Consider the following 12,701-nt stretch of genomic DNA (forward strand, 5'->3'; position numbering starts at 1 on the left):
CCCCGCTCACCATCGGCCGAATCCTACCCAGGGGTTACGGTCGAGTTTATCGTTATTACGACCTGATCATGGCCGCCTTTGTGACGGTCCTGCTCTGCACGAACCTGATCTCGGCCCCAAAGCGAGTCGAGATTGGTGGGTTCATCTTCGGTGCAGGTGTCCTGTTCTTCCCGATCAGCTACCTGTTCAACGACATCCTGACCGAGGTCTACGGCTACAAACGCTCTCGCAAGGTTGTTTGGGCCGGATTCGGAGCGCTCGCCTTCGCGGCTCTGGTCAGTCAGGTTGTGATCGCGCTCCCGGCAGCCTCGAACTGGCCGAATCAAGCGATCTGGGAAACCGTCTTCGGCGGCACCTGGCGGATTATCCTTGCTTCGATGGCCGGTTTCTTCGCAGGAGAGTTCATCAACTCATACACACTGGCGAAGATGAAACTCTGGACCGAGGGGCGTTATCTCTGGACTCGCACCATCGGCTCGACCCTGACTGGAGAAGCGGCCGACTCGATGCTCTTTTACCCGATCGCGTTTCTCGGACGCCCTGGCTGGACCTGGGACGACGTGCTCACAGTCATGATTGCGAATTACACGTTGAAGGTCCTGTGGGAAGTGGTTGCAACACCAATGACCTACGCGGTCGTGGGATTCCTCAAACGAGCCGAGCACGAAGACTATTACGACCGTGACACGAACTTCACACCCTTCTCACTGGAAACCTGAGCGGTCTGCATGGCCTCAAAACCTGTGTGAGCGAACGTCCAGCCAGCACGCACGCTCGTCCAATCGTTCCAGGACGGAAGACGTGCCTTGCAGATGATGAGTCAGGGAACACGATTCGCCACTGAATCCAGAGGATCGGCATCATCGGCGAGGGCTTCGGTCTCAGGTTGGGGCTCGAAGCCGTTCGCCTCAACCACCGTTGCCACCACCCGATCCACGGCGGGGCTCATCCAGCCGATCAAGGATTGCGGGAAGATTCCCAGCCAGATTGTCAAAACAACCAACGGGGTAGCGATCAACCGCTCCCGGATCGAGAGGTCGGGTAAACCTCGAAGTGCATCGTTTCGTCCGAGCAATACTCGTTGAAGGGTCCAGAGGATGTACCCGGCCGTCAGGACGACAGAAGCCGCGGCAACCAGCGCCAGTACATAACTGTAGTTAAATGCCGAAAGCAGGACGAACACCTCGGCCACAAACCCACACAGACCAGGCAATCCCATCGATCCGAAGAAGATGAGGAGCGACACTCCGCCATAAACGGGCATAACGTTCATCAATCCTCCCATGTGCCCGAGTTCTCTGGTGTGCAACCGGTCATAAACCACACCCACCAGGAAGAACATTCCGGCCGAGGTGATGCCATGAGCAATCATCATGAACATCGCCCCGTTAACCCCATAGGCGTAATACTGCGGCGCGAAGAGATTCATGACCGCCAGTCCAAGCATCACATATCCCATGTGGCTGACCGAACTATATGCAACCAATCGCTTGAAGTCTGACTGGGCCATCGCCGCCAGAGCACCATAAAGAATACTCACAACCCCCAGAACTGCGACGAACCAAGACAACTCGTAGGCGCCGATCGGCGCGAGCGGCCAGGCAAGGCGGATCAACCCATAACCGCCGATCTTCAGCAACACTCCGGCCAGAATCATGCTGATCGGCGTGGGTGCCTGGACGTGAGCATCGGGTAGCCAGGTGTGGAAAGGAACGGACGGCAGCTTGATCAAAAAACCGATCAAGAACAGCGTAAACACCACCGATTGCACACCGAACCCGAAGATGGTCCCCGAGAAGTGCGCCGAGGCCCCCATCAGGCGAATGACGTCGAACGTATAGAGCGCCTCGGCTCCCTCCGGTGCATAGAAGTAGAGAATCAGAATGGCCACCAGGATGAAGACCGAGCCAAAGAGCGTGTAGAGCAGGAACTTGATCGCCGCGTACTCCCGATTCTCGCCCCCCCAAACCCCAATGAGGAAATACATTGGCAAGAGCATAAATTCAAAGAAGACAAAGAACAGGAACAGATCGAGCGCGAGGAAAACCCCCATCATGCTGCCCAGGAGGAGCAGAAAGAGCGAAAAATAACCTTTGATCCCCGTTTCGATTCCCCAGGAGGCCAGGCAAGCCAGCAGACTGATCAACGCCGTCAGCAGGACCAGACTCATGCTGATGCCGTCAAGCCCCAGAAAATACTGAATCTTGAAGTAGGGAATCCAGGGGCCTCGATAGACGAGATCGCCGGAGGCCTCGTCCACCGTGGGAAAACCGGTCTGAGCGTCCGCCGCCAGAACATTTCGTTCGGCCCGCGCCTGGAGTGAGGCATCGGGACTTCCTTCTCCAAGCGAGAGGAAGGCTCCAAAGGCCATGAGCGAGACCACGAAGGTCAGTGCCGTAATGCCAAGCGCCGTGGCCTTGATCGCCAGATCGTTCCGGCCTGGCAACATCAGGACCAGCGCGCTGCCAACGACCGGGGCAGCCCAGAGCAGACTCAACAGCACGTTATCGCTCATGATCGATCTCGAAGCAGGTTCGACCGGACAGGTTGCGCTGGCGGATCCTAGCGGCTGATCCAGACGAAAATACCAACCGATAACACCACGAAGGCCAGGGAAAGCAGCATCAGGTATCCTCGCAGCTTGCCGGTCTGGAACCGTTGAAAAACGCTGCCGAAGATTCCGAGCAACTGAGCCACCAGTGTGACCAACCGATCGACGACCAGGCGGTCAACGGCCCGATTCCAACGACCCAGAATCACGACAAGCGAGGCGGCTCCATCGACGATCCCGTCGATCACAACCCGATCGAACCGTGCCAGACCGCGAGCGGTGCTCAGTACGGGGTTGACCACCAGGGCACCGTAGATCTCGTCGAGATACCATTTGTTGAGAAACAATGTGTAAAGCCCACCGAAGTGATGGGCCATGCGAGCCGGGTCAATCCGCCGAATCGTTTTGTTCGGATGATAGGCCAGAAACGCCAGTCCGACCCCGACGACCAGTACCAGGAGCGAGGTGGATGCCGCCCATACCTCCGCCGATCCCAGCGGTTGGGCCGGGATCGGTTCGCCGTATGCCAGCCAGTTCTCCAACACTGGATGAAACGGCAGACCGAAGATTGCCAGCGGCAGGATCGTCAACGGCCAGCCGATCACCACGGTTGGGATCGCCAGAATTCGCAGCGGCCAGGTGATCAACGGGCCGCTCTCATGGGCATGGGCGATCTGGTCGCCGTCGGCCCCCGATGCCGATCGTCGGGGTTCTCCAGTGAAGATCAGGAACCACATTCGGAACATGTAAAACGCGGTCATCGCTGCTCCCGCCGCAGGCAGAATCAGGAGCAGCAGATGTTTTGGTTCCGATCGCACAAAGTGAATCGTCGAGGCGAGAATGGCATCCTTGGAGTAAAATCCGCTGAAGAATGGGACTCCAGAGATCGCAAGGGTCGCCAGAAGCATCGTCATCGCGGTGATCGGCATCTTCCGCCGCAGTCCCCCAAGCGGTCGCAGATCATACGTGTGAACCGCGTGGTGAATGCTTCCAGCACCGAGAAAGAGCAATGCCTTGAAAAATGCGTGCGTCACCAGATGAAATAACCCGGCCGCCCATCCCCCGACCCCCAGCGCCAGCATCATGAAGCCCAGTTGGCTGACGGTTGAATAGGCGAGAACCTTTTTATAGTCCACCTGAACCAGGGCAATTGTCGCGGCGATAAAAAGGGTGATGCCACCCGTGTACGCAATAACGAGTAAGACCTCTGCCGTGAACAGGGGAAAGAAGCGTCCGACCAGGTAGACCCCTGCCGCCACCATCGTCGCCGCATGGATCAGGGCCGAAACCGGCGTAGGCCCAGCCATCGCATCCGGCAACCAGACGTGCAGCGGAAACTGAGCGCTCTTCCCCACGCACCCGGCAAACACCCCTAGGCCTGCAAGTGCCAGCACCCAGTAGGGGATCAGTCGCTCAACACCTCCCACGGTGACCGGTACGATCTCCCCAGGATCGTCTGTCGAAATCCGTCCCAGAGCGTCCGTTTGCCTGGCGTCAACATGCGCCAGTCCCGCGTTCAATTCCGCGATGTTGAACGTGCCGAACTGGGTCCAGAGCAATCCCAGCCCGAGCAGCATCCCGACATCGCCAATGCGGTTGGTGATGAACGCCTTGTTCGCGGCGTCGCTGTTGGACTTCTCCTCATACCAGAAGCCGATCAGCAAATACGAGCAAATGCCGACCAGTTCCCAGAAGATGAACACCATGAACGCATTGGCTGCTGCCACCAACCCGAGCATCGAGAAGCAAAACAGCGACAGGTAGGCGAAGAACCTTGGATAGCGAGGGTCGCCCGCCATGTACGACATGGAATAGACATGAATCAACAACGCGATCAGCGTGACCATCACGAACATGATCACCGTCAGTTGATCGACGTAAATTCCTAGTGGAATCGTCAGCGGTCGTTCATCGGCCGAAAGTCGATCACCCAATGCGACCCAGGACCAGTGCCCTTCCCAGGCAACCTTCTCGACATGACTGCCTGTCGCAGCGTCCTCCTCCAGCGAGGAGTCATGGTGATGCGGCGCGGGCATCCCACCCGTCTCGGCAAAGTACGCCACGAAGCCGATTGCCGCACACAGGAACGACACCCCAATCGCGCCGGACGCGATCCAGGCGTTCCAATGCCGTAATCCCCGGTTCGCCAAGATCTGGATGGCAAACGCAACCAGGGGGATCAAGACGGCAGCGACGTAGAGCCAGCCTTGCCACTGGTTCATCATGGCCTCGCTTCGAGGGGACCGGGCGACCGCCCCTCGTACCGCGACCGACGGGGGGCCTCGCCCCATCGTCCAACGAGCCCGGGAACGGAGCGAGGAAGGGAAAATAATGGCACAATTCCGCCCCGCGTTGCAAGTCCTCGTCGCACCTTCTCAGCCCTTCAACGCATTGGAATCAGCTGTGACTGACCGAGAACCGAGCCAGAATCAGGGCAATGTTGTCTGGCGCTCCGGCATCGAGTGCCCGTTGCAACAGCGCTCGACACGCCTCACCCGGGTGAGCATGCTCGGAAAGCTCCTGAGCAATCACGGCATCGGGGACTGGTTCGGTCAATCCGTCCGTACACAGCAACAGGGCATCGCCGTCCTGAATTTGGAGCTTGTGGAGTTCGACGTAGACCCCTTTGCTCGGTCCCCCAACCACGTTGGTCACGACATTACGAAGCCCTGATTGATAAGCGTCTTTTTCGGTAATCGCCCCTGAGTCAAGCAACATTTGCGCATACGTGTGATCGCGTGTTAGGCGAGCCAGCTGCCCATCGCGGAACAGATACGCTCGAGAATCACCGGCATGGGCAATGTACAGGGTCTCGCAGACCGAATAGGCCATCGTCAACGTCGTTCCCATTCCGGTCAACGCTCGATGAGATCGGGCCTTGCGGTAGACTTCCTGGTCCGCCTGCTCCAAGGCTTCTCGAAGCTCTTTCACGAGTTCGTCTTGTTCGCCGGGCTCGAAGTGAAGGAACCATTTGAAGCAATTCAGGACGAAGTCTTCCACGGTCGCAATCGAGAGGGCACTCGCCTGCTCTCCAGCCGCTTCGCCTCCCAGGCCATCCGCCACCACAAGGAGGTGGGCCATTTCCTCGGCGGCCCGGCCATCAGCTCGGTGCGGAATACTACTCCGACAAACATCGAGCCGCTTGGTCAGTCGGGCAATCAGGAAGTTATCTTCATTGTTCGAACGACGGAGCCCCTGGTCGGTCAGTCCGTCGCAGCGGACCCGGAGACAGACCTTTCCCCGGCCGGTTGTTGCGGGGAACTCGACGGTCGAGTCCTCGATCGGCGGGTAACGATCTTCAGGTATCGTGGTGGCCATCACAACAGTTCCAGGGGGGAAGTTTCGGCTCCAGAGACCACTACGTCGATCACCGAGATTTATCTCGCCTCAGAACGATCGACGTGTCAACGATGCTCCGACGCTGGGGCAGACACCGCCGACAGTTCTCCTGAGTCCGAGGAAGGCTCGGCACCGACAGGAGTCTCATCCCGGAGTCGGCCATCGTCATGAACCGAGAAGCGAATGCCGATTCGCCGGGTGAAGTTCGTCCACATGTCGAGCAACACGTAGAACACGGGCGTCACCACCAGGGCCAGCACCAGGGAAAGCATCTGGCCTCCAATAATCACCTTGGCCATGCTCGCTCGCGATCCGGCCCCCGGCCCCTGGCCCAGCGCGATCGGGATCATCGCCGCCACGAGCATCACCGTGGTCATCAAGATCGGCCGAAGCCTCAAATGGTTCGCCCCGACGACCGCATCGTGCCTCGGCCAGCCTTCACCTCTCAAATCGTTCGTGGCATTGACCTGAAGAATTCCGTTTTTCTTGACGATCCCGACCAGCATGAAGAGCCCGAACATGGCGTACAGGTCCATCGGCGTGTTCCAGAGAAGCATCGAGAGCAAACCGAAGGGAACCGTGACCGGCAAGGCCATCAAGATCGCGATGGGTTGCAGCCAGCTTTCAAACTGCGCGGCCAGAATCATGTACATGAACACGGTCGAGAGGATAAACGCAACCGTAAAGTAAACAAACGTCTCTTCAAGGGTTTTTGCCTGGCCCGATACAACGGCTCGATACCCTGGCTCCATGCCGATCTCGTCGAGAATCTCATTAGAAAGCGAGACAATCTGGCCAAGTGGCATGGTGTCAGTCGGGTTGCCCAGAACGGTGACAATACGCTCTCGGTCGAGCCGTTCGATCTCGGTCGGGCCGAGATCCGATTCCAGACGGGCCAGACTCGTCAACTTCACCAGACCGGCTGTCGGAGATGCAAGATTGAGATTCTCGAGCGCCTCGGGTGAATTTCGGTCCTGAGGCTGGGCTCGAAGCCAGACATCGTATTGCTCTCCCCCATCACGGAAGGTGGTGATCGGCAAGCCACCCACCAGCACGCGAAGACTGTCGCCGATCGTCGCCACCGGAATCTCCAGGTCGGCCGCCCGTTCCCGGTCGATCGCCACCCGGACCTCGGGCTTGCTCAGCGAGAGCGTGGTATCCAGGTCGGTAATGTCCCCATGCGCCTCCAACCGATCGACCAACTGTTGCGCATAATCGGCCAGTTTGTCTAGATCGGGCCCCGCAAGATTCATCTGGAAAATCTGAGCTCGACGTCCCCCTTGAAAGGCCGAAACATCGTTGACACTAATCCTCAGATCGGGGTACGACTTCAACAGCTCCCGAGCCTGATCCTGAACCTCAAACTGACTGATGTCTCGTTCCGATAGTTCTTCCATCCGTACATAGACTGATGCCTGGGTCACATCCCCCTGCCCCTTGACCTGCTGGCCGGTCGAGAGGGATCCGATGGTCGTGAACAGGTTCCTGGAGCCTGGCAAGGCGCGAATCCGTTGCTCCAGTTCTCGCATCACGCGGTCGGTCTGATCCAGGGTGTAGCCTTCAGGCGTCGTGACGACCACCTCGTATTCACTCTGATCGTCTCTCGGGATCAACGAGAATCCGGTCGCCATCCCAATCGGAGCGGTGGCGGCGATCGTCACGAAGGCAAGGGCCACGATGGCTCCCTTGTGTCTCAATGACCAACCAAGAATCCAGCCGTAGCTGCGATCCATGATTCGGTACACAAAGCCCGCCTTCGATTTCGCTGGTCCCGAATCTCGAACCTCCTCAAGCTTCAAAAACCGGCTGCAAAGCATTGGCGTCAGGGTGAACGAGACGAACAGGCTCATTGCCACCGCAAAGGCGACGACAAATCCGAAGCTCGCAAAAAACCGCCCGACGATTCCCCCAATGAATGCAATCGGCAGGAAGATCACGATCAAGGACAGGCTCGTCGCGAAGACCGGCAGGGCAATCTCCCTCGTGCCGATCCGGGACGCCGTCATCCCATCCATTCCATCTTCCTCCATGTGTCGGAAGATATTCTCGTGAACCACCACCGCGTCGTCGATCACGATTCCGATGGCCAAAATCAATCCGAGCATCGTGATGTTATTCAAGGTGAATCCCATCACATCCATGAACAGGAACGTCGGAATGATCGAGGTCGGAATCGCCAGGGTCGCGATGACAGTTGTTCGCCAGTCTCGGATGAACATCAAGATGGTTCCCGAGACGAGGATCCCGGCCAGGACCAGGTGAAATTTCACCTCCTCGATGGATTGTTCGATGAACCGCGATTGGTCTCGAATGGTCACCGTCTCGATGTCTGGTGGCAGCGCTTCCCTGAGTTCGTTCAATCGCTCCTTGATCTCATGAGCCACCTGCACGGTGTTGGTGCCCGACTGCTTCTGGATCACCAGGCTGACCGCATTCTGACCGTCGAGTCTCGCCAGCGACCGCGGCTCCTCGATCGAGTCTTCCGCGCGGCCAACATCCCGAATGCGGATGGGATACCCACCCCGGGTCGTGATGATCAGGTCGTTAAACTCTTGCTCTGTCTCCAACCGGCCCAGCACTCGGAGAATTTCCTCGCGGCTTCCCCGATCCACACGCCCCCCCGGAACCTCCAGGCTTTGCCGAAGCAATGCCGATCGCACATCGTCGATCGAGAGATTCAACGCCGCCAGCGCATCGGTATCGACGATCACGTTCATCGCCCGAGTGCGACCACCCAAAAGCGAGATGGCCCCCACGCCACTGACCGTCTCCAACCGTTCCTTGATCTGTCGACGAGCAATCTCCGTCACCTCCCGGAAATCTCGTCGGCCCGAAACAGCAATTGTCAGAATCGGAATCGAGTCGGTTTCAAACTTGGAAACCACTGGAGACTCAATGCCTTCCGGCAAAATCGGAAGCACCGCGTTGACCTTATCCCGGACCTCTTGCACCCCGACATCAGCATCCTTTGAGAGCTCGAACTGGACCGTGAGAACCGAAATTCCCTCATAGGTCACGGAGCGAAGTTCCTCGATCCCGGAGATCGTGTTCAGGATATCCTCGATCGGCTTCGTGACCGAGGTCTCCATCTCCTCGACACTCGCGTTCGGCAAGACCACCGTGACCGACGCCACCGGGAACTCGACATCGGGGAACAGGTCCACTCCGAGTCGGTTGTAACTGACCACCCCCAGCACGACTGGGATCAACACAAGGACCCAGGTGAACACCGGCCGGTTGATGCAAACGTCCGAGATGGTCATGGCAGTTCCGGCCTCGAAACAAAGAGTGACGTCGCGATCGAAGAATTCCGCCGTTCCCGCAGGGACCGTTTCCAATCGTGCCGCGAGTTGCAGATGCTGGTCCACAGCCCCCAGTCAACTCGATCCAATCGCCTGGCCATCACGTGTGCTCAGGATCAACCAGGACCTGCCTCCTCAGAGACCGGGCGCTCCGCAGCAGATTCCTAGCCGTTTTGGTCCGGTTCCGGGACAGAAGCACGGTCCTTCTCGCTCGCCCTGGAATCCAGGTTCTCTCGAAGAACTACGGTGCTTCCGTCGGCCAGTCGGGTCTGGCCGCTGGTGACCACCACGGAGCCCTCGGGTAATCCGTCGAGAATCTCGATCATGTCACCCGACTGAACGCCGGTTCGCACCTGAACTTCGCTCACCCGATCCCCTCCACTTGCGGGATCGATCAGAAACAGCTTGACCACGCCGGCAAAACGGACCACCGCCTCGATCGGAACAAGAGTCGCGTCATCCTCTCGCTGCGTCACGATCCGAGCCTTGGCAAAGCTCCCCGGGCGCAAGATCAATTCCTCGTTCGCAACCGTTGCCTCGACCTCAAAGGTTCGGCTGACGGGATCAATCCTCGGGTTGATGCGGGAGATGGTGCCTTGAAACGTCTTGCCAGGATAAGAAGCCACGGAGATCTCCACGACCTGCCCTTCCGCGACGCGGGCGCCGAATCGCTCGGGAACATTCGCCCGAAGTCGCAGGGGATGTTCCAGCACCAGGTCGTACACCGGGTCACCCGGCCGGAGGAACTGCCCCTCCGCCACGTGCCTCTGACTAATCGCATAGCGTAGCGAATCCATCGTTTCCACTCCTGGCGGAAGAACCGATGGCTTCGGAGCTTCGATCGTCATCTCCCGAAGGACTTCCGTGGCTTGCTCCATTGCCACATACGTCGAAAGGGCGTTCGCAATCACCGTCCGGGCGGTCAGGATGGCGTTGTCGAGTGCGGCCTCGGCCACCCTCACCTCACTCTCGGCATCCTGGAGTTCCTGCACGGTCCCCGCGCTCCGCGATGCAAGCTGTCGCTGGCGGTTCAGTCGGATTTCGGCCAGTTCCAGCGTCGCCTGAGCCTGCTTCACAGGAGGGGTGTTCCGAATAATTCGGATGACCTCGTCATTCTCTAGAATCGCTTCCGAGATGCCATACTGCGAGGTGAACCGATCCGCGACCTCCGACGAAATCCCCAGCTTCACCAGCTCTCCAAGGAGCCTCGACCGCGACTCCTCTACTGCGAATCGAGCATCGACTGGGTCCAGTTCAACCAGCGAATCGCCCGGATTCACCCGATCTCCCACATCATGCTTCACGGCGATCACCCGGCCGGTCTGTTTCGAACCGAGCGTCACCTCTTCCCAGCCGAACAGGGTTCCGACCACTTCAATCGAACGCTCAACCGGTTGTCGGAGGGCAGGGGCTGTTGTCACCACGACCGGAGCGACCGGCTCGGTCGAGCCCTCAAGCGATTGATCACCGGCCTCCCCGCATCCCGACCCCAGGAACCCCAGGATGCCCAGCAGCGGCACGAGATGAGCCGAGGTTCCCCGCCAACGCCGAGATACGATCGCGATCATGGATTCCTCGATCAATGAAGACCCCGTCACTCATTGCCCGTCCCGACACCCGTCCGATCCGCAGCAAACCCGAGCAGCAAATCCTCAACCAGGCGACGCGCCAATCCCGTCTCCAGGTTCGCGCCTTGATACAGATAATCCGCCGTGTAGATGGTGATCAGCCCTTGAACCACCGCGGCACAGCGCCGAGATCGATCCTCGGAGATCATCCCGGATCGCGCAAGGCGGCGCGTGGTTTCATTCAGGAGATCCGTCATCTGTTTGCCATAGACCGCCACTTGCGACGACAGCCCGGGCGTATTCGGCCCAAAGAACAGGGCATAGACAAACCGTGCCCGATCCGGCTCCTCTCGGCAGAACGCAAAATGCGCTTCGATCTGATCGCTGAGCGCTTCGACCGGATCACCCGGACGCTCGGCGATCGAACGTAACTCCTCAATCAAGCGTCGCATCGGTCGCGAAAGCAGGGCCTGCGCCAACCCCTCCTTGCTCCCGAAGTGGTAGTAGAGCGTCGGCTTGGTCACTCCTGCCGCCTCGACGATCTCCCGGACTGAAGTCGCGTCGAAGCCCCGATCCGCGAAGAATCGAGCGGCGGCTCGAAGAATTTCACGAGCCGCATCGCGTTTCTGTTCGTCCGAAACCATCGTGCGTGCAGGTTCAGACACCCTTCACCTCCGCGTGTATACCGAACGGTAAGTAGTATGATTCCCTCCTCGAACCTCGTCAAGATTTTGCCTGGTTTCGCCCGACCACCTGAGTTGAACGAGGGAATTCCCTGATCGGCCTGGATGGGCCCCCCGTTTCGGCAGGAGATGGCCAGTCTGGCCTGGGTCCTTGTTTCGCCAGGCTCCTTATGCTCGGATGAACTCGTGGCTTCGAAGCGAGATCCAGCCCAATCGTGGCATGACCGCGTTCCGATCCACAAAACATCGGTCGCGACCCGGCGATCAAGGTTCACCGCGATCGTTTCTCTTTGGCCGCCCCGAGGATCTTGATCAACCGATCGCCCTTTGAAACGAGAGCGCACTGGTCCAGGCCCTCGCCCGACGACGTCCCTCGGAGTCTCACGATGCCTTGTGTCCGTTCCGCCAGCCTCATGACTGGCCTGTTCGTGCTGATCTCGGCGCTCCCCGCGAGTGCACAGGAACCAGCGCCGATCCCCGTGTCTTCTGACGAGTTGCTCAAGGAGTTGGCGTCGGCTCCTCTCGAAAATCCTGACCGGGTCCTCCGGCTCAAGGAACTGTTCGAACAGGCCGGAGCCCCCGCCGAGGCCATCTCGCTTCAAGAAGTTCCTGGACGGACCCCCGAAGACCCGATCCTTCACAATGTGATTGCAACCAAACCGGGAGCAACCGACAAGGTCATCGTCGTCGGCGGCCATCTCGACAAGGTTCCAGCCGGCCACGGGATCATTGATGATTGGTCCGGCGCCTGCATGACGACCAATCTCTATCAAGCCCTTAAGGATGTGCCCACGCAGCATACGTTCGCCTTCATGGGGTTTGCTCACGAGGAGCTTGGCCTGCTCGGTTCGCGACGATATGTCGAGGAACTTGGCGAGGAAGGGGTCGGCTCCATCCGGGCAATGGTGAACTTGGAATGCCTTGGCGCCGGTGGTCCGTTTGTCTGGTCGAACGGCTCGAACGACGACCTCGAAGCCATTGCCCACCGGGTCGCGATGGCCTCAGAACTCCCGCTCGAAAGCCACGTGATCCGGGGAGTCGGGGCCGATTCCATCCCCTTCGATCAAGTCGGCATTCCCACCATCACCTTCGACGGTCTGCCGCTCGATCGCTTCGAGCTGATCCACTCAGACAAGGATCGCTTCGAGAATGTCGAGACCGAGGTCTACGAAACCACCTACGCCCTCGTTCTCAAGTACCTCCTGGAACTTGACCGATCCGAAGACATCCCGGAAAACAGTCGGTAGGCCCTGCCGAA

8 protein-coding genes are annotated in these 12,701 nt (G+C 58.9%); 2 read left to right on the plus strand and 6 right to left on the minus strand.

The features are described 5' to 3' along the window. Positions 1–68: 68 nt before the first annotated feature. Entirely contained in the window at positions 69–719 is a 651-nt protein-coding gene (locus GA615_RS02815) for a queuosine precursor transporter (RefSeq protein WP_390622213.1), read from the plus strand. A 101-nt stretch (positions 720–820) separates the two neighbouring features. On the opposite strand, the gene GA615_RS02820 is transcribed toward GA615_RS02815, so the two are convergent. From GA615_RS02820 to GA615_RS02845, 6 genes are all read right to left on the minus strand, one after another. Then, positions 821–2,515, minus strand: a complete 1,695-nt coding sequence (locus GA615_RS02820) for a complex I subunit 4 family protein (RefSeq protein ID WP_152049755.1) — start codon at positions 2,513–2,515, stop codon at positions 821–823. Positions 2,516–2,562: 47 nt separating this feature from the next. Further along, the gene (nuoL, locus tag GA615_RS02825) at positions 2,563–4,776 is read right to left on the minus strand and encodes an NADH-quinone oxidoreductase subunit L (RefSeq protein WP_235905026.1); all 2,214 of its coding nucleotides are present in this window, start codon (positions 4,774–4,776) and stop codon (positions 2,563–2,565) included. A 172-nt stretch (positions 4,777–4,948) separates the two neighbouring features. Further along, a complete protein-coding gene (locus GA615_RS02830; protein ID WP_152049756.1) occupies positions 4,949–5,869 on the minus strand; it encodes a PP2C family protein-serine/threonine phosphatase in 921 nt (306 codons plus the stop codon). A gap of 86 nt (positions 5,870–5,955) precedes the next feature. After that, complete coding sequence (locus tag GA615_RS02835) at positions 5,956–9,153, minus strand: efflux RND transporter permease subunit (RefSeq protein WP_152049757.1); 3,198 nt, start codon at positions 9,151–9,153, stop codon at positions 5,956–5,958. 203 nt (positions 9,154–9,356) lie between these two features. Continuing rightward, a complete protein-coding gene (locus tag GA615_RS02840; RefSeq protein WP_152049758.1) occupies positions 9,357–10,760 on the minus strand; it encodes an efflux RND transporter periplasmic adaptor subunit in 1,404 nt (467 codons plus the stop codon). Positions 10,761–10,786: 26 nt separating this feature from the next. Beyond that, positions 10,787–11,425 (minus strand): TetR/AcrR family transcriptional regulator, encoded by a 639-nt coding sequence (locus tag GA615_RS02845; protein ID WP_235905029.1) that lies wholly within the window; start codon positions 11,423–11,425, stop codon positions 10,787–10,789. 404 nt (positions 11,426–11,829) lie between these two features. Here GA615_RS02845 and GA615_RS02850 point away from each other — a divergent pair, with 404 nt between their 5' ends. After that, entirely contained in the window at positions 11,830–12,690 is an 861-nt protein-coding gene (locus GA615_RS02850; RefSeq protein ID WP_152049759.1) for a M28 family metallopeptidase, read from the plus strand. The last annotated feature ends 11 nt before the right edge of the window (positions 12,691–12,701 follow it).

This window comes from Tautonia marina (genome assembly GCF_009177065.1).
Lineage (GTDB): Bacteria > Planctomycetota > Planctomycetia > Isosphaerales > Isosphaeraceae > Tautonia > Tautonia marina.

Excerpts from the sequence above, each read along its gene's own strand:
- GA615_RS02815 (WP_390622213.1), top strand. The coding sequence starts at position 69 with ATGGCCGCCTTTGTGACGGTCCTGCTCTGCACGAACCTGATCTCGGCC.
- GA615_RS02820 (WP_152049755.1), bottom strand. The coding sequence starts at position 2,515 with ATGAGCGATAACGTGCTGTTGAGTCTGCTCTGGGCTGCCCCGGTCGTT.
- nuoL (WP_235905026.1), bottom strand. The coding sequence starts at position 4,776 with ATGATGAACCAGTGGCAAGGCTGGCTCTACGTCGCTGCCGTCTTGATC.
- GA615_RS02830 (WP_152049756.1), bottom strand. The coding sequence starts at position 5,869 with ATGGCCACCACGATACCTGAAGATCGTTACCCGCCGATCGAGGACTCG.
- GA615_RS02835 (WP_152049757.1), bottom strand. The coding sequence starts at position 9,153 with ATGACCATCTCGGACGTTTGCATCAACCGGCCGGTGTTCACCTGGGTC.
- GA615_RS02840 (WP_152049758.1), bottom strand. The coding sequence starts at position 10,760 with ATGATCGCGATCGTATCTCGGCGTTGGCGGGGAACCTCGGCTCATCTC.
- GA615_RS02850 (WP_152049759.1), top strand. The coding sequence starts at position 11,830 with ATGCCTTGTGTCCGTTCCGCCAGCCTCATGACTGGCCTGTTCGTGCTG.